The following is a 15,582-nucleotide window of genomic DNA, read 5'->3' on the forward strand; positions in this document are numbered from 1 at the left end:
GCCCAATACCAGGTTTTCCCTTTCGGAACCTGGCTTTCGCCGATGTTAAGAGTCTCCACCCGGCTGCGCTGCTGGCCTTGTGGACCGTGAAGGAGGATTTCAAAACGATTGTCGCCATAGACCAGCGGCACATTGTCGAAAACATAGCGCTGCCCACCGTCCGAGCGGCTAAATGCGAGTAATTCTGAGTTGCGATAAAGCTCCGCATCCCAACCGGGCGGCAATTCGCCTTCGAATCGGGTGCGGTCGAACGCGACCGGATTGAACAGTGGCCGGTTGGTCACTTCGGCGCCACGGCCGCTGGCTCCCGTGACCAGGCGGTTCGCCAAGCCTCGCACGTCGCCTACCGCGAAATGGGTAGCCCGGAGCGGCCCAAGCAGCTCGCCGTCCGGATCGGAGCGGTAGGCGCGCAGACGGAGCGACTGCGGGCGACCGCGATCGTCGCTTGACAGGGTCGAGTCATACGACAGTTGCGCGAGCTCGCCCGCCGCCGCGATCGAAGCCCGGCGATCGACCCTGAGGCCGGTCGATGCGCGGTAGGCGACACCCGCGCTGACGATAAAGTCGAGCGCGGGGGCGCGCCACAGGCGATAGGGAAGCCGCACTTTCGGTAGGCTTTCCAGGGGAAAGGCCGCCGGTCGAATGCGCGCCGCCTGTTGCTCACGCTCGCGCGCCAGCTCGACCGGTAACTTGGCGTCTGATTCGAGGATCAAGAGCGATCCCGCGGGGACCGGTTTTACCCCCAGGCCGAACCACCGCCCGAGCGCAGCGGTTTCGACGCACCAGCCCTCGGGTGTTTCGCGAATCTCCCCGTCGGCGATGCGTTCCTGCTTGTCGCCATAACGGACGTTGCCGGTGGCTTGGTCGATATCGATCTTGTTAGCTTCGCGGAATGCCCAGCCCGAGGCGCGCCGGGCGGCAAGGTCGATCTTCATCGGGACGTCGAGCGTCGTCAAAAAGTCGCCGAATACGACGCAGGTTCCTCCAGCTACCTGATAGGCGCGAACCCCGTCACCGAGTCGCAATTGGCGGATATTGACGTCGAGCAGGAACTGGTCGTCAGGGTCGGCGGTCCAGCCGGAGGCGACCGGCGCTGCCGCCCATGCGGCGACGGCACCCACCGCGGCGAGCGCCAGCGACGCCAGCGCGCCGCGCACCCAGCCTAGCGACCGCCGCATGGAGAGCGCCCCCTGCTATTCTCCCTAACGAAGGACCGCGCTGGTTTCGGCGATCATCACTGGGCCGCTGTCGGTCGGTTCGATATATTGGATGGTGACCGGCCCGACCGCCTGCGCGACATGTGCGGGGTCGATCGGCACGGTCACCGACCGCTGGCCGAGTTCGGTATAGACCGCAATGCCGCGCACCACGGCGATGGGATCGGCGACACCGGCCTTGAGAACCCGGACTTCGCCATAGGTCGAGCGGCCGCCCGAGCGGCTGATGTCCAGCGCGATCGCCGGCCTGCCCCCCTCGACCACTTTGTGAACGTTGGCGAGGCCGGCCTTGGCCTCGAGATTGCCGAGCCGAACGATAACCGGAATGGTGACGCCATAGATGGGTGTAAGCTGGAAGGCGACGCCCTCGACCTTTTGCGATGGCACGGCAGAACGCGGCGGCGGCACTGCACGAAACAGAAGATGCACCCGATATTCACCATCGGGCAAGCCTTCGGGCGCGCGGGCCGACAAGCGGATGGCCTGCGGCTGGTTGGGTGGCAGGGTGATCCGGCGCGGTGCGTATAGGATCATCTCCTGCGCGGCCTTTTCGGCGGTGTTCGGCTCGGCGACATCGGCCAGTCGCCCGTCGGGCGTCATGCGGCGAAGCTCGACCGAGATGCGATAGGTCGCGATGTCGTCGCCGATATTGTTGAGAATGACCTCGGTGCCCCGCCGCCCATCGAGAACGATGCGGGTCGGGGCGACAAGCAGGTCGCCGACGCCGGCCCTGGCCGGCGGGGCCGCGAATATCAGGGCGGGCGCGAGCAGCGCGAGCCGGGCTAAACGAACGAGCGGAACACGGATCATCGATTTCCTCCAATTTGGTCAGGAAGATGATGCATCCGAAATGGTTATTAATCGGCTAACCACTGCTGGTCATTGCAATGAAAAGGGGCCGCCGGATAGCCGACAGCCCCTTCATCAAGCGATCCGGCGCACCGGCTCGCGGCTGGTCGTCACTTAATAATCGACGGTGACGTCGATGTCGCCGACGTACAGGCCGTCGACGGTGGCCGGAGCAATCGTGATCGCGCCGCCGACGTTGAAGTTGACACCGGTCGTGCCCGAGTTGCCTAGAGCGACAGTCGCGGGGGCGTTCGGGGTGAAGGCGAGAAGCTCACTGCCGCCCGAGGTGGTGTTGGTCAGGTTGGTACCAGTCGCGGCGACATTGACGGTGAAGTTGTTGGTGCCGGTGACCTTATACTGGGCCGAGGAAACGGTGCCCGAGCAAGTCAGCGCACCGGTGCAACCCGTCACCGCGGTACCGCCCTGGGCGATCGAAACGGTCTGGTTCGCGGCCAGAGCGCCGACGACGATCGTGCCGAAGTCGAGGTTCTGCTGCGCGGTCAGCGTCAGCGGCTTGACGATTTTGGCCGAGGCCTTCGCCTTCGGATTGGCCGAAACCGGAGCGGCAATGGCCGGGCCGGCGACCAGGGTAACAGCGGCGGCGAGCGCCGCCAGACGGGCAAAATTGGTCATCATGAAATCCCCACTTGTTTCCAAAACATGGCGGCTGGTCGAACATGCCGTCCATCCGTGAGACCTTCATTAACCGTGCCGGCTTACGGCTTCGCTCAATGATGTGGTTAAAGATGCGTTAGCTATTGGTCCGGAGCCGAGCAGTCTTCAAAGATAGTCGACGTCGATCGCCACATCGCCACGATAGTCGCCGTCGACATCGCCAGCGATCCTGATCGCACCGCCGAAGCGAAACGAGAGCGTGCCATCGCTCCCCAGACGCGGCGCCGCCCCGGCATCGGACCAGATCGAGTCGAGACGCAATGTACCTCCGGAGAGACCGGCCATCTGAATATGATCAGGCAGGCTGATACGCACATATCGGCCCGGCTCGCCTCGAATCATGACCTGACCGGCGATCGCCCGAGCGCCGATCGCGCTGACCGAACCGCGAACCTGCCGCTCGCCGTTGGGGCCGAGTTCGGCGCTGCCTTCGCCGGGCCCGCCCAAGATCAGCCGGTCAAAATCGAGCCTGGCCTCGACATCGAGCTGGATAGCCGCCGCGGGCTTGCTGTCGTCGGAGCGGTTGGCCGAATCGCACAAGCGGCAGGGCGCGCTGATGTCCTGCGCCACGGCGGGAACCGTGAGCGCGGCGGCGGACGCCGCAAGACTTGCAAGAGTGAACGGGCGGCCCAACATGGCACCGACAATAGGAACGCCGCGTTGAAGCAAGGTTAACGCAACTTTTACCCCCAGCGGGAGCGAGCGATGAGCGATAAGTCAAAGTCCGATACCGAGTGGCGCGCCAAGTTGACCCCCGAACAATATCGCGTCCTGCGCGAAGGTAGCACCGAAGCCCCGTTCACTGGCGAGCTGCTTAGCAACAAGGACCGGGGCCTGTATGTGTGCGCCGCCTGCGGTGAGCCGTTGTTCGGCAGCGACACCAAATATGACAGCGGATCGGGCTGGCCGAGCTTCACAGCGCCGGTCGAGGGCGAAGTGGTCGCCGAGCTTAGCGACACCAGTCTCGGCATGGCCCGCACCGAGGTCCGCTGCGCCAAATGCGAGGGCCACCTCGGCCATGTATTCCCCGACGGTCCGGGTCCGGCCGGTCTTCGTTATTGCATCAACAGCGCTTCGTTGGGGTTCAAGAAGGATAGCGAAAAGGACGACGCGTCACGCGACGGTGGCGAGCACGACTGACGCCGGTGCTTGTGGGCCGGGGCGATAGCCCATAGGGATTCATCCTGAATGGCCAGCTCCTCCCCGTCGCGCGCCAAGGCTTATCTGGTCACTGCCCTCAAATGGGGCGGGTCGATTTTCTTGGTCGGGCTGATCGGTCTGGTCGTGGCGGTGGCGATCGCCATGTCGCAGCTGCCCGATTACCACACCCTGTCGCGCCGGTCCGATCTTGGCCAGATGGTCCGGGTCCGCGCCGCCGACGGCACGCTGCTGGTCGCGCTTGGGCCGAGCTTCGGCCGCTGGCTCCCCTACGCCGAGATCCCCGGCACGATGCGCTCGGCAATGATCGCGGTCGAGGATAGGCGTTTTCGCAACCATATCGGGGTCGATCCGATCGGCGTCGCTCGATCGTTCAAGGTTCGCTTGTCCACTGGCCAGTGGCGGCAGGGCGGATCGACTATCACCCAGCAATTGGCGCGCAACATCTTCCTTTCGAACAGCCGCACCTTCGGCCGAAAGCTGAAGGAAGCAGTGCTGGCCCTGGCGCTCGAGCGGAAATTTTCGAAGGACCAGATCCTCGAGCTTTACTTGAACCGGGTTTATTTCGGCGGCGGCGCCTACGGTATCGATGCCGCCAGCCGAACCTTCTATGGCCATGGGGCCGAACATTTGAAGCTCGGCGAAGCGGCGATTATCGCCGGCCTGGTCAAGGCGCCGTCGAACTACTCGCCGACCGCCGACATCGAAGCGGCGCGCGGGCGGGCCGGAGTAGTGATCAACTCGATGGTCGAGAATGGCTTTCTCCCTGCCTCCGCCGCGTCCGGCGTGGATCCGGCCGACATCAAGGTTCAGCCCGCAGCAAAGCAAAACAGCGTGCGCTATTTCACCGACTGGGCGCTGCCCCAACTCGACACGTTGATCGATGAGACCAGCGATCCAATCGATGTGTGGACGACGCTCGACCCCGGCATGCAGTCGGCCGCCAATCGCTCGATCAACGCCAATGCGCCGGGCGGCGCTCAGGGCGCGCTGGTCGCGCTCGACCGCGACGGGGCGGTGCGGGCGATGATTGGCGGCCGCGACTATGTCAGCTCGATTTACAACCGCGCGACCCAGGCAGAGCGCCAGCCGGGGTCATCGTGGAAGCTGTTCGTCTATCTGTCCGCGCTCGAAAGCGGAATGAAGCCGAGCGACACGATTGTCGATGAGCCGGTGACGATCAACGGCTGGACGCCGCGCAACTCGACCCGCGCCTACGCCGGCCAGGTTACCTTGCGCGAGGCGTTCGCCCGATCGATTAACACGGTCAGCGCCAAGATTGGCGACGCGCTCGGGTTCGGGACCATCGCCGACATGGCGCGACGGTTCGGCATTTCGGGCAATATCTCGACCTATCCGTCAATGGTGCTTGGGACCAGCGACGTGCGCCTGATCGACATGACGCGCGCCTTCGCCGCCGTGCAGAGCGGCGGGATCAGCGTCGCCCCCTACGCTATCCGCAAGGTCGTCACCGCCGACGGCCGCTTGCTCTACCAGCACCAGTCGATGGAGCAGCGCGTGCTGGTCGCTCCATGGGTGGCGGCGGGGATGACCGATCTGCTTCAGACTGCCGTGCTCTCGGGCACCGGGCGCGCCGCCCAGATCGGGCGGCCGGTGGCTGGAAAGACCGGCACCACATCCTCGAACAAGGACGGGTGGTTCATCGGCTTTTCGAGCGGATTGACGACCGGCGTGTGGATGGGCCGCGACGATGCCAGGACGATAGCTGGCTTGCAGGGTGGCACGGCGCCGGCGCGCGCCTTTGCCGATTTCATGAAGGTGGCGGTTGCCAAGCGCCCGGTCGAGCAATTCCAGACCCAGGTGCCGATCCCCGACTGGCAGCTCGAGCCCAACGAGGAAGTCTATGGCATGAATGCGTCAGACGAGCCGTTGCTGGTCGATGCCGACGGCAATCCAATCGGCACCGCGCCAGCCGATCCTTTGGGATACGACCCAGCGCAGGATCCGTCGCGCGGTGCGCCGGCGCCTGCCGACAAGGCGTGGCTCGACGAGGTACTCGATCGCAATCCGCAAAACCGGCCGGCCCCGCCACCGGAACCGCGGCAGCCGCCGCAATCAGCCCCGGCCGATCCGCTTCAACCGCGGCCCTAACGCGCGCAACTCGGCCCGTGCGGCGGCGACATCGCCATCGTAAAGGCTCGCCTCGAACGCCCGAAACGCGGGGCTATGATCCATGTGCCGCCGATGCGCGACCTCATGCGCCACGACCCAGTCGAGCAGATGCGGCGGCGCCAGATAAAGCCGCCAGCTGTAGCGGATAGCCCCCGACGCCGCGCAACTGCCCCAGCGGGTCGACGCGTCACCGACCGCGACCGAGCGGACCCTGACCCCGCCGCGCGCGGCGGCAGCAGCGGTAGCGATACTCAACCGTTCGCGGGCAGCGGCCTTCAAATAGCGTTCTATCCGGCCGGCAAATCCAGCTTGCGGCCCGCCGCACGCCAACACGTCTCCGGCCATCGAGGGCATGCGTGGCAGGCGCTCGTCGCAGACCAGGCGGACATTGCGCCCTTCGACCAGGATCGTCGTCTCGGGCGCAAACGGCTCGCCCGGCGCAATTCGAGCGACTTGCGCATCGACCCAGGCCGACTGTCCCAAGGCCCAGTCGAGCGCTGCACGGCGATTGGTTCGTTTCGGACAGGTCAGCCGCAACACGCCCCTCGCCTCGTCGAGCCTCAACCGCAGCGCGCGGGCGCGGGGATGAGGTCGAAGTTCGATCGGCCAGGCAAGCCCGGCGATGCGAAGCATGTCAGAGCGGACGGTCGACAAGATGATACTCAAGCTCGCCGGCGTCGATTTCGCTGACCGTCCAGCCACGCGTCGACTGGCCCGCCTCGTGCACCGTCTCGCGGTTTCCGGAGATCAGATAATGCCAAACGGGCAAGGGCTTGCCTTCCCAACGCAAGCGGTAGGCGCAGGTAGAAGGCAGCCATTCGAGCTCGTCGAGCTTGGCCGGATCGAGCTTGACGCAGTCGGCCACCAGCTTCTTGCGGTGAGGATAGTCGGTGCACTGCCCCACGCGCCGGTCGAGGAGCTTGCAGGCGACATTGGTCGGGAATAGCTCGCCGGTGTCTTCGTCCTCCAGTTTGTGCAGGCAACAACGGCCGCAGCCGTCGCACAGCGCTTCCCATTCGCCCCGGTCCAAATCCGGCAAGGGCTTTTCCCAAAAGGCTTTTGCGCTATTCATGCTGGCTCAAGCCTTGGTGCGCCAAGGCGGCGAGATCAAGGCAAAGGAACATGACGATGCGCGGTTGGGGCAAGGCTGGGATGGCGATCGCGCTGTTGATGATATCCACTCCATCGCTGGCCCAAGGCCTGGGTTCCAATGCGTCGGAGGGCGAGGCGTTTCTGAAGGCGGTCGAGGATCGCGATGGCTCCAAGGCCGTGCCGATGGTCGAAAGCCCCACCTCAAGGATTTTGAACTACCGCGGCTACAAGGGCGAAACCGCGCTGATTATCGCCACACGGAGACATGACTCGGACTGGACCGGATTTTTGATCGGCAAAGGCGCCGATCCGAACATCGGCGATAGTCAAGGCGACACGCCGCTCATCATCGCGGCACGGATTGGGTTTGAGGAGGCCGTCGGCTGGATGGTCGCGCGCCGCGCCAAAATCGACCTCGCCAATCGAAAGGGCGAAACCGCGCTGATTGTCGCCGTCCAGCAGCGCCAGCCGCGAATCGTCAAGCTGCTGCTCGAACGAGGTGCCAATCCCGACAAGGCGGATCACGCCGCCGGCTATAGCGCGCGCGATTATGCCAAGCGCGACACCCGGTCGCGCGAGCTGATCAAGCTCATCGAAACGATTAAAACGGCCAAGGCCAAGGTCGCCGGTCCGGGGCTTTAGATCGCGTCGCCCAAAGTCGGGTCGATCTGCGCCGACAACCGGCGCGCTGCACGGCGAGCGAAGCGCAAGATTTCCGCCTTGCGCCGGGGAGGTGCGAGCGGGCGGGTCGAGGGTTCGCGAATCACCGCGGCGTCATAGCGGTCCGCGACCAATAAGCCTGCCTCGCCCGGCAGGAAGCGCGGGTGGTCGAGCAGCGGCGCGAGCAGTTGCGGCACCGCCCAGAAGAAGCGGTCGCAATAATCGAGATAATCGACCCATTTCTGGTCGCCGAGAAGGTCGGCGCGGCTGACCTTGATCTCGACGATGGTCAGCTCGCCCCGCGGCCCGATGGCCATCAAATCCGCTCGGCGGCCGTTGGGCAGCGGCACTTCGCACATCGCGAACAAATCATGGCGGCAGAACAGCCGCGTGACCCCGCGCGCCACCTCTGTCGCGATCAGCGGCGCGTCGGCGAAACAATCGGGAATCGGAGACGTTGCCATCCCCAAACTTTTAGAACGAAAGGGGCCCAGCGCCTAGCGGTAGAAGACGTGGTTGCCGAGGGTCGCGATGCGGGTCAGGCGCCAGCCGGGCGAGACGCGCCGGGCGTGAAAGAAAAGCGCCTTGCCGACCGGGGTCGGCTTGATCTTCTCATCGACGATCCTCGCAATCGCGACCGCATTCTTCCATTGCTGGCCAGCGCGTGGGATCGACGGCAGCGAACGGCCGCGAACAAAGCTGAACTGGCTGTGCTGGAAAACAACGCCGCAATAGCTCGAGGGGAAGCGGCCGCCCGAGTTGGCCCGGTTGGCGATGACATGGCCGACCGCGAGTTGGCCTTGCAGCGATTCGCTTTTCGATTCGAAAAAGATTGCTCCGGCGAGACATTCGAGCTCGCGGCTGCCCGGTACCGACCCGCGATATTTGGTGACCAGGTCGGCAAGCGAAGCCGACGGGTCGATCGATTGCAGCGATTCAATCGCCGGCAACGGGGCAAGCTCATCGGCCGGCGCCGTCAGAAGCGTGGGAGAGTTTTCGGTCCCAAGCAGCGCGCTGGCGGCGACGGCGGCCAATTTGGTCGACCCATCCTCGATCAACGGCTCGGGTGCCGGGGCAACCTTGGCCGGCGCGACCGATGAGGCGGTCAGCGCAGCGAACACCATGAGGGCGGAACGAAGCGGCACGAACATGAAGACCGTTATCTGTGCGGTGAAGCCGCCTATGGGCGATGGCTGCAAAACTGACAGCGCTCGCCGAGGGTCGTTCCCCGACTGCGTGGCACCTTTGGCGGCAATGGTTTGCCGATGCGGATGCCCCCCGCGTGGTTGGTTCCACGGCTATTTCGAAATGGTTCCCGCCGGTCAACCTGACTCGGTCGTTTCAGCGATGAATCGTTCCGGGTCCGCGACGTCCAGATCGATTAACCATAAATCTTCATCGAATTTGACGCGCTTCGAAGACCAATCCGACAGCATTTTCTGGGTCGCGCCGGATTCGGGCCCCACCCGCTGCCAGTGATAACTCCCCGAGGCATCCAGCGTCCGTTCGAGGCAGCCGGCGTGAGCGCCGCGGGACGAAACCAGCAGCAGCAGCGCACCGCGGTCGGCATCACCTTTCTTCAGGACGGTGGCGAAACCGCCCTCGGCGTCGACCTGGCGCAGCAGGGCAGTGGCCTCGAGCGCGGCGGGCAGCCGGTCGCTCAACTTCGGTAGCCAGGCAGCCCCGACAGGGGGATATGCGAGCGCAGGAATGTGCCTGTGCCGCGAGCGCACTCCTCACCCGTCGAATCGACTATCCGCGCCTCCGCCACGAACACCCGGCGCCTACCCGAGATCCACCGCCCCTCGGCCCGCGCCTCGCCCTCGCGCAGCGGCTTGGTGAAGTGAAGGTTGAAGGCAGTGGTGAGAAGGAAGCGATCGCTGACCAGTCCGTTAGCGGCGTAGAATGCCGCGTCGTCTAGCATCTTGAAAAAAACCGTACCGTGCGCTGCGCCAGCGGCGTGAAAGCCCGATGTGGCGACGGTGAATCGAATCTCGCTCCGGCCGGCCTCGGGCAGCGAAATGGTGGACAAGAACAGGCGATTAATCGGCGCCGAATCATAGAGCGCCGCGAGCGCACGGAGATGTGCTTGCTCCCCCGTTGCGGCCTCAGGCGGCATCGCGTTCCTCGGCGCCGATCAACACTGCGGCGAGCGCATCCCGGCTGCGCGCGCCACGCAGCTTTTCGACCGTGGCGGCGTGACGCACCAGCCGGCTGACCGCGGCCAGCGCCTTGAGGTGCTCAGCGCCGGCATCGGGCGGCGAAAGTAGCAGGAAGATGAGGTCCACCGGCGCACCATCGATGGCCTTGTAGTCGATTGGCGAGGCGAGCCGGACAACCATGGCGTAAATCCGGTCGAGCGCGTCGAGCTTGCCGTGCGGGATCGCGACGCCGCCACCGAAGCCGGTCGATCCAATCCGCTCCCGCTCGGCAATGGCATCGGCGATCAGCGAGGGTTCGAGCGACAGGCGGCCGGCCGCCACCTGCGAAAGCTGGTTGAGCAGCTGCCGCTTGTTCCCGGCGGCAAGATCGACCCGGATCGCGTCGAAATCGAGGAATTGCGAAAGCTGCATTCGAAAATTCTTCTACACTAGCGGGTACACGCGCGACGATGCGGAAGGCGGGTTAGCCGACCCTGCCGCGCTTTGTCACTTGGATGACGGTTCGACCCAGCCGATGGTTCCGTCGTCCCGGCGATAGACCATGTTGAAGTCGCCGCTGGCGGAGTTGCGGAACATCAGCGCGTTGGTGTTTCTCAAATCGAGCATCATCACCGCGTCCGATACGCTCGCTTCGGGGATGTCGACCCGGGTTTCGGCAACGATCGCGGGGGCCGGCGGAGGCTTTTGATCCTCCCCGTGCGGCGCGGCGAACACGGTGTAGGCGGCATTCTCCTCCACTCGCCCCTCGCCATCGCCGCGGCGTTCGCGCAATCGGCTGCGATAGCGCTTGAGCTGCTTTTCGATCTTGTCGGCCGCGCCTTCAAACGCGACATGCGCGTCGGGCGCGCGATTGGACGACTTCAGCACCAGCCCCTGGGAAACGGGGGCGACGATGTCGCACGTGAAGTCGTCATATGGTCCCCGGCCGAAGGTGACGTTGGCGGCGACGGCTCGGGCGAAATAGCGGTCGGCCATCGCCGACAGGCGATCGTTGACACGAGTGCGCAGCGATTCCCCGGTGGCGACCTGATGACCGGCAACCCTGATGTCCATGCTGGCTCTCCTTGACTATTACCGTCGCCTGGGCGGGCGATCGCTTACGCGGCACTCGGCGGCGAGGTGGGGGCCATTAGCCGGTCCCACAAGGGATTGACGATCTTCGCCAGGAACGACCGGTGCCGATCGAGCTCGGCGGCCGACGCTGCATGCGGTCGCGGCGCCAGCACCGGCCGCGCGGCGAACGACGCGGGTGCAGCGGTGGACGGCGCCCCGCCAGCGCCGTAGCCAGCGACCAAGCCTAGCCCGATCTGACGCCCCCCGGTCAACTCGATATAGACCTGCGTGAGGAGCTGCGCGTCGAGCAACGCGCCGTGCTTGACCCGCTGGCTGCGGTCGACGCCGAACCGCGTGCAGAGCGCGTCGAGGCTGTGCTTGGCGCCCGGATGGCGACTGCGGGCAAGAGTCAGCGTGTCGACCATTCGCGTCATGCACACCGCAGCCCGGCCGCAACGGCCCAGTTCGTGGTTCAAAAAACCGAAATCGAACCCGGCATTGTGCGCGACCAGCGGCGAATCGCCGATAAATTCGAGCAAGTCCTCAACCTTTTCGGCAAAGCGAGGCTTGTCCGACAGGAAGGTGTCGTTGAGGCCATGCACCGCCTCGGCCTCGCTCGGCATCGGCCGTTCGGGGTTGAAATAGGCATGGAAATGCCGCCCGGTTTCGATCCGGCCAATCATTTCGATGCAGCCAATTTCAACCATGCGGTCGCCGCCCGCAGGACTCAGGCCCGTGGTCTCGGTGTCGAAGACGATTTCGCGCATGGGCCCCTTAAACACCCGCCTTCAAGCCGAGACAAGCAAGGATCGCATCGACCTGCCGCCGCGTCTCATCAAAGCTGCCCGACGTGTCGACGACGAAGTCCGCCCCGGCGCGTTTCTCCTCGTCGGGCGTCTGCCGCGCCAGAATATGGGAGAATTTCTCGTAGGTCATACCCGGCCTGGAAAGGACGCGGGCTTCCTGGAGTTCGGACGGCGCCGAGACGACGATGACCTTGTCGAAAGCCGCGTCGCCACCGGTTTCGAACAGTAAGGGAATATCGAACAGCAACGCGGGCGCGTCGGCATGGGCGACAATGAAGCGGGTCCGCTCATGATGGACCGAAGGGTGCATGATCGCTTCGAGCGCGGCGAGCTCGTCGGGGTCGCCAAGAACCGACGACGACAGCGCCTCACGGTCGACCGCACCATTGCGCGTCGTGCCGGGAAAGCGCGCCTCGATCGCGGGTACCAGCCGCCCACCCTGGCCCTGCAGCTCGCGGACCGCCGCGTCGGCATCGAACACGGGCACACCGACATCGGCGAACATCGATGCGACGGTCGACTTGCCCATGCCGATCGACCCGGTAAGCGCGAGGCTGATCATGGCCTGAGCCTTTGCCAAAGATCGTCGTCGCGGTCACGCGGCGGGTCGGCGTCGAACAGGAGTTTGAAACTGGTTGCCGCCTGCTCCACCAGCATTTCGCGCCCGGTGACTATCTTGAGGTTCCGCTGCCGGGCCGCCGCGATCAGCGGCGTTTCGATCGGATCGGTGACCAGGTCGAACACCCAGCCCTTCGAAGGCAGCCGCGTGACGTCACAGTTCAGGCATTGGCGCCCCGCCATGCCGAGCGGGGTAGCGTTGATCAGTCCGTCGCTGGCGATCGGCTCGGTCAGCGGAACCGGCTCGGCTTCGTGGCCGAATTCGATGGCTAGCTTCATCGCCTCGGCCATGTCGCGCGCCTGAATGCGGACCGCGTGAAGGTTGACCATCTTCAAGGCGACCAGCGCGGCGCGTGCGCCGCCGCCGTTGCCGAGCACAGTCACGCTGCCCATCGCCGCTCCATCGTCGCCAAGTTTTGCCAGCAGCAGCGCAATCGCGCCGACGTCAGTATTGGCCGCAGCGAGCTTGCCTTCGCGCGGCGTCAGCAGATTGGCCGCGCCTGCCGCCACAGCCTGGTCGCTTGCATCATCGGCCAGTTGAAGCGCGTCGAGCTTGAGAGGCATGGTGACGTTGCAGCCGCGCCAGGCGGGATCAGCGCGGCGTTCCGACAGATAGGAGGCGAGCCCGGCGCGATCGACCCGGAAACGGCGATAGTCGGCGTCGATCTTGAGCGCGTCGAGCCAGAAGCTGTGGATGGTGGGCGACAGGCTGTGCTCGATCGGGTCGCCGATGACCTCGGCATAAGGGCGTGCCGTCATGACGCCAAGATTCCCCTCTGCCGCAGCGCTCCAAGGAGCGGCAGCAGCGGCATGCCGAGGATGGTAAAATGGCTGCCTTCGACGCGATCGAACAGGGTCACGCCGCGCCCTTCCATTCGAAATACTCCGACGCACTGGCCAACTTCGGGCCATTCGGCGTCGAGATAGGAGCCGATGAACCCTTCGCTCAACGGCCGCACCTCGAGCCGCGCGGTTTCCGCATGGCCCCAGTCGATTCTTCCGCCCCGCGCCAGCGCCACCGCGCTCGACAAAAGCATCGTCTGGCCGGAAAAGGCGCGCAAGTGCCGCGTCGCCTCGTCGCGGTCGTGTGGCTTCGAGTAACGGACAGCGTTGACGCTCACCGTGCTGTCCGCGCCGATCGCCCAATCGTCGCCCGTTCCTATCGACAGCGCCTTGCCTTCGGCCAGCCTGCGCGCGAGCGATTCGCCGTCGCCGACATGCCGCTCCTTGACCCACTCCTCGTCGAATTCCGCCGATCGCGCGGAATGAACCACCCCCGCCACTTCCAGCATGGCCCGCCGACTTGCGCTGTTACTGGCCAAAATCAGGGACATCGGGCTCACTGGGAAAAAGCTGGGGAAAAATGGGTGAGTCTCCCTAGCGTGAAGAAGGGGATGACCCAACGGCAGGATTCCGCTCCCGTCGACAATGGCCTGTCCCGCATTCCGCTCACAGGGGATGAAACTGGCCCACAGCCTGTGAGTTACGGGAGAAATGGCTGACGAATCGCCACAGGCCGCCGATTCACCTTCCATCACGCCTGTTGGCAAAGTCGGTAGGCGCGCTTAAATCCCGCTGCCAAGCGCCCATCAATCTCATCTACCTTTTAATCTATATATCTAAGGAGAATAAGGGTGGTATTGCCCTTGGCCGAACCGATCGGCGCTTCGGCCGGCAAGCCGCTGCTCGCCGTCTTGCGCGGTGAACGGCGTGATCCGCCGCCCATCTGGTTGATGCGGCAGGCGGGTCGCTATCTTCCGGAATATCGCGAACTTCGAGCGAAGCGCGGCGGTTTTCTCGACATGGCCTATGATCCCGAGACCGCGGCCGAGGTTACGCTTCAACCGCTCCGCCGTTTCCCCTTCGACGGGGCGATTCTGTTTTCCGACATCCTCATCGTCCCCCATGCGATCGGCCAGGAACTGACCTTCGTCGCTGGGGAAGGCCCGCGGCTTTCTCCCCCGCTGGCTGATGCCACGCTGGACGGCCTTGCGCTCGTGCTGCAGCGCCTCGAGCCGATCTGGGCGACCGTGAGGCGGGTCAAGGCCGAGTTGTCGCCTGAGACGACATTTTTGGGCTTTGCCGGTTCGCCCTGGACGGTCGCGACCTACATGGTCGCCGGGCAGGGTAGCCGCGAACAGGCCGAGGCGCGCAGCTTCGCCTATCGGGACCCCGGCGAGTTCGATGCAATCATCCGCCGGATCGAGGCGGTGACGCTCGATTATCTCTCGGGCCAGATAGAGGCGGGAGTCGATGCGGTGCAATTGTTCGACAGCTGGGCGGGCAGCCTCGCCCCGACCGAGTTCGAACGTTGGGTGATTGCCCCGACCGCGCGACTGGTCGGAGCGTTGCGAGCACGGCATCCTGACACGCCGATCATCGGTTTTCCCAAGGGCGCGGGCGGCAAGCTGCGCGCCTATGCCGCCGAAACGAAGGTCGATGCGATCGGGCTCGACGAGACGGTCGATCCGACCTGGGCTGCGCGCGACCTACCCTCGGGCCTGCCGGTTCAGGGCAATCTCGACCCCCTTGCGTTGATCGCCGGGGGCGAAGCGCTGGAAGGCGCGGCCAAGCATGTCCTTGACGCCTTCGCCGATCGTCCCCACATCTTCAATCTCGGCCACGGCATTCAGCAGACGACGCCGATCGCGCACGTCGAACAGCTGGTGCGGCTGGTGAAGGGCTGAGGGATGGGGCTAAGCGACTATCAGGGTTTCCTCGGTGCCGCCTACCTATGGGTCAAGGCGGCGCATGTCACCTTCGTGATCTTCTGGATTGCCGGCCTGTTCATCGTCCCGCGCTATTATATTCATCACCAGGCGACGACACCCGGGTCGGCCGAGGACCGCGCCTGGATAGAGCGCGAGGACCGCGCCCGGACCATCATCTTGACGCCGGCGATGCTGATAGTGTGGGTTCTGGGTTTGATGTTGGCGGTCAACGTCGGCGCTTTCGGTCAGCACTGGTTTTCGGCCAAGTTGTTCCTGGTCCTGTTGATGACGGCCTATCAGGGTTGGATCGGCGCATACGGGCGCAAGCTGGCCGGGGGTTACCGCGCACTCGAGAACAAGCAACTGCGCATAATGAATGAGGTGCCTGGCATTTTGACCGCCCTGATCGTCGTGCTTGTCATCGTTCGTCCCTTTTAAGGGATTGCAC

General features: G+C 64.8%; 20 protein-coding genes and 1 pseudogene. 5 read left to right on the forward strand and 16 right to left on the reverse strand.

Features of this window, described 5'->3' with window-relative positions; all coding sequences use genetic code 11:
• From H0W65_RS06455 to H0W65_RS06470, 4 genes and pseudogenes are all read right to left on the reverse strand, one after another.
• Positions 1–1,178 (reverse strand): annotated as a pseudogene (locus H0W65_RS06455) (carboxypeptidase regulatory-like domain-containing protein); the annotation flags it as partial.
• Positions 1,179–1,202: 24 nt separating this feature from the next.
• Positions 1,203–2,027, reverse strand: coding sequence for a molecular chaperone (locus H0W65_RS06460; protein ID WP_294005452.1), 825 nt, complete (start codon positions 2,025–2,027; stop codon positions 1,203–1,205).
• Between the two features lie 153 nt (positions 2,028–2,180).
• Complete coding sequence (locus H0W65_RS06465; protein WP_294005455.1) at positions 2,181–2,702, reverse strand: DUF4402 domain-containing protein; 522 nt, start codon at positions 2,700–2,702, stop codon at positions 2,181–2,183.
• A gap of 144 nt (positions 2,703–2,846) precedes the next feature.
• A complete protein-coding gene (locus tag H0W65_RS06470; RefSeq protein WP_294005458.1) occupies positions 2,847–3,377 on the reverse strand; it encodes a DUF4402 domain-containing protein in 531 nt (176 codons plus the stop codon).
• 69 nt (positions 3,378–3,446) lie between these two features.
• Here H0W65_RS06470 and msrB point away from each other — a divergent pair, with 69 nt between their 5' ends.
• Complete coding sequence (gene msrB / locus H0W65_RS06475) at positions 3,447–3,881, forward strand: peptide-methionine (R)-S-oxide reductase MsrB (RefSeq protein ID WP_294005461.1); 435 nt, start codon at positions 3,447–3,449, stop codon at positions 3,879–3,881.
• A 48-nt stretch (positions 3,882–3,929) separates the two neighbouring features.
• A complete protein-coding gene (locus tag H0W65_RS06480) occupies positions 3,930–6,011 on the forward strand; it encodes a transglycosylase domain-containing protein (RefSeq protein WP_294005463.1) in 2,082 nt (693 codons plus the stop codon).
• On the opposite strand, the gene H0W65_RS06485 is transcribed toward H0W65_RS06480, so the two are convergent.
• The gene (locus H0W65_RS06485; protein ID WP_294005465.1) at positions 5,976–6,698 is read right to left on the reverse strand and encodes a YgjP-like metallopeptidase domain-containing protein; all 723 of its coding nucleotides are present in this window, start codon (positions 6,696–6,698) and stop codon (positions 5,976–5,978) included. The two genes, H0W65_RS06480 and H0W65_RS06485, sit on opposite strands and share 36 nt — an antisense overlap.
• Positions 6,667–7,104 (reverse strand): YcgN family cysteine cluster protein, encoded by a 438-nt coding sequence (locus tag H0W65_RS06490; RefSeq protein ID WP_294005468.1) that lies wholly within the window; start codon positions 7,102–7,104, stop codon positions 6,667–6,669. The genes H0W65_RS06485 and H0W65_RS06490 overlap by 32 nt, the downstream gene beginning before the upstream one ends.
• Before the next feature lie 50 nt (positions 7,105–7,154).
• Between H0W65_RS06490 and H0W65_RS06495 the strand changes: the two genes are divergently transcribed.
• Positions 7,155–7,766 (forward strand): ankyrin repeat domain-containing protein, encoded by a 612-nt coding sequence (locus H0W65_RS06495; RefSeq protein ID WP_294005471.1) that lies wholly within the window; start codon positions 7,155–7,157, stop codon positions 7,764–7,766.
• On the opposite strand, the gene H0W65_RS06500 is transcribed toward H0W65_RS06495, so the two are convergent.
• The 10 genes from H0W65_RS06500 to H0W65_RS06545 form a co-directional block, all read right to left on the reverse strand.
• Positions 7,763–8,248: an MmcB family DNA repair protein gene (locus H0W65_RS06500; RefSeq protein ID WP_294005474.1), complete on the reverse strand. Its 486-nt coding sequence runs from the start codon at positions 8,246–8,248 to the stop codon at positions 7,763–7,765. The two genes, H0W65_RS06495 and H0W65_RS06500, sit on opposite strands and share 4 nt — an antisense overlap.
• A 33-nt stretch (positions 8,249–8,281) precedes the next feature.
• The gene (locus H0W65_RS06505; RefSeq protein ID WP_294005476.1) at positions 8,282–8,929 is read right to left on the reverse strand and encodes a cell wall hydrolase; all 648 of its coding nucleotides are present in this window, start codon (positions 8,927–8,929) and stop codon (positions 8,282–8,284) included.
• Between the two features lie 177 nt (positions 8,930–9,106).
• The gene (locus H0W65_RS06510; protein ID WP_294005478.1) at positions 9,107–9,448 is read right to left on the reverse strand and encodes a DUF1491 family protein; all 342 of its coding nucleotides are present in this window, start codon (positions 9,446–9,448) and stop codon (positions 9,107–9,109) included.
• A complete protein-coding gene (locus tag H0W65_RS06515; RefSeq protein ID WP_294005480.1) occupies positions 9,445–9,903 on the reverse strand; it encodes a PaaI family thioesterase in 459 nt (152 codons plus the stop codon). Before H0W65_RS06515 ends, H0W65_RS06510 begins: the two co-directional genes overlap by 4 nt.
• Complete coding sequence (locus H0W65_RS06520; RefSeq protein ID WP_294005483.1) at positions 9,893–10,357, reverse strand: PTS sugar transporter subunit IIA; 465 nt, start codon at positions 10,355–10,357, stop codon at positions 9,893–9,895. Before H0W65_RS06520 ends, H0W65_RS06515 begins: the two co-directional genes overlap by 11 nt.
• 75 nt (positions 10,358–10,432) lie before the next feature.
• Positions 10,433–10,999 (reverse strand): ribosome-associated translation inhibitor RaiA, encoded by a 567-nt coding sequence (gene raiA / locus H0W65_RS06525; RefSeq protein WP_294005486.1) that lies wholly within the window; start codon positions 10,997–10,999, stop codon positions 10,433–10,435.
• Between the two features lie 44 nt (positions 11,000–11,043).
• Positions 11,044–11,766 (reverse strand): DNA polymerase III subunit epsilon, encoded by a 723-nt coding sequence (gene dnaQ / locus H0W65_RS06530; protein WP_294005489.1) that lies wholly within the window; start codon positions 11,764–11,766, stop codon positions 11,044–11,046.
• A gap of 7 nt (positions 11,767–11,773) precedes the next feature.
• Entirely contained in the window at positions 11,774–12,367 is a 594-nt protein-coding gene (coaE, locus tag H0W65_RS06535) for a dephospho-CoA kinase (RefSeq protein ID WP_294005492.1), read from the reverse strand.
• Positions 12,364–13,182, reverse strand: a complete 819-nt coding sequence (locus H0W65_RS06540) for a shikimate dehydrogenase (protein WP_294005495.1) — start codon at positions 13,180–13,182, stop codon at positions 12,364–12,366. The genes coaE and H0W65_RS06540 overlap by 4 nt, the downstream gene beginning before the upstream one ends.
• Positions 13,179–13,757, reverse strand: a complete 579-nt coding sequence (locus H0W65_RS06545; RefSeq protein WP_294005498.1) for a Maf family protein — start codon at positions 13,755–13,757, stop codon at positions 13,179–13,181. Before H0W65_RS06545 ends, H0W65_RS06540 begins: the two co-directional genes overlap by 4 nt.
• A 324-nt stretch (positions 13,758–14,081) precedes the next feature.
• Here H0W65_RS06545 and hemE point away from each other — a divergent pair, with 324 nt between their 5' ends.
• A complete protein-coding gene (hemE, locus tag H0W65_RS06550; protein ID WP_294005541.1) occupies positions 14,082–15,110 on the forward strand; it encodes a uroporphyrinogen decarboxylase in 1,029 nt (342 codons plus the stop codon).
• Between the two features lie 3 nt (positions 15,111–15,113).
• Entirely contained in the window at positions 15,114–15,572 is a 459-nt protein-coding gene (locus H0W65_RS06555; RefSeq protein ID WP_294005501.1) for a CopD family protein, read from the forward strand.
• Positions 15,573–15,582: the final 10 nt, after the last annotated feature.

Origin of the sequence: Sphingomonas sp. (genome assembly GCF_013816785.1) — a bacterium.
Lineage (GTDB): Bacteria > Pseudomonadota > Alphaproteobacteria > Sphingomonadales > Sphingomonadaceae > Sphingomicrobium.

Excerpts from the sequence above, each read along its gene's own strand:
- H0W65_RS06460 (WP_294005452.1), bottom strand. The coding sequence starts at position 2,027 with ATGATCCGTGTTCCGCTCGTTCGTTTAGCCCGGCTCGCGCTGCTCGCG.
- H0W65_RS06465 (WP_294005455.1), bottom strand. The coding sequence starts at position 2,702 with ATGATGACCAATTTTGCCCGTCTGGCGGCGCTCGCCGCCGCTGTTACC.
- H0W65_RS06470 (WP_294005458.1), bottom strand. The coding sequence starts at position 3,377 with ATGTTGGGCCGCCCGTTCACTCTTGCAAGTCTTGCGGCGTCCGCCGCC.
- msrB (WP_294005461.1), top strand. The coding sequence starts at position 3,447 with ATGAGCGATAAGTCAAAGTCCGATACCGAGTGGCGCGCCAAGTTGACC.
- H0W65_RS06480 (WP_294005463.1), top strand. The coding sequence starts at position 3,930 with ATGGCCAGCTCCTCCCCGTCGCGCGCCAAGGCTTATCTGGTCACTGCC.
- H0W65_RS06490 (WP_294005468.1), bottom strand. The coding sequence starts at position 7,104 with ATGAATAGCGCAAAAGCCTTTTGGGAAAAGCCCTTGCCGGATTTGGAC.
- H0W65_RS06495 (WP_294005471.1), top strand. The coding sequence starts at position 7,155 with ATGACGATGCGCGGTTGGGGCAAGGCTGGGATGGCGATCGCGCTGTTG.
- H0W65_RS06500 (WP_294005474.1), bottom strand. The coding sequence starts at position 8,248 with ATGGCAACGTCTCCGATTCCCGATTGTTTCGCCGACGCGCCGCTGATC.
- H0W65_RS06515 (WP_294005480.1), bottom strand. The coding sequence starts at position 9,903 with ATGCCGCCTGAGGCCGCAACGGGGGAGCAAGCACATCTCCGTGCGCTC.
- H0W65_RS06520 (WP_294005483.1), bottom strand. The coding sequence starts at position 10,357 with ATGCAGCTTTCGCAATTCCTCGATTTCGACGCGATCCGGGTCGATCTT.
- raiA (WP_294005486.1), bottom strand. The coding sequence starts at position 10,999 with ATGGACATCAGGGTTGCCGGTCATCAGGTCGCCACCGGGGAATCGCTG.
- dnaQ (WP_294005489.1), bottom strand. The coding sequence starts at position 11,766 with ATGCGCGAAATCGTCTTCGACACCGAGACCACGGGCCTGAGTCCTGCG.
- coaE (WP_294005492.1), bottom strand. The coding sequence starts at position 12,367 with ATGATCAGCCTCGCGCTTACCGGGTCGATCGGCATGGGCAAGTCGACC.
- H0W65_RS06540 (WP_294005495.1), bottom strand. The coding sequence starts at position 13,182 with ATGACGGCACGCCCTTATGCCGAGGTCATCGGCGACCCGATCGAGCAC.
- H0W65_RS06545 (WP_294005498.1), bottom strand. The coding sequence starts at position 13,757 with ATGTCCCTGATTTTGGCCAGTAACAGCGCAAGTCGGCGGGCCATGCTG.
- H0W65_RS06555 (WP_294005501.1), top strand. The coding sequence starts at position 15,114 with ATGGGGCTAAGCGACTATCAGGGTTTCCTCGGTGCCGCCTACCTATGG.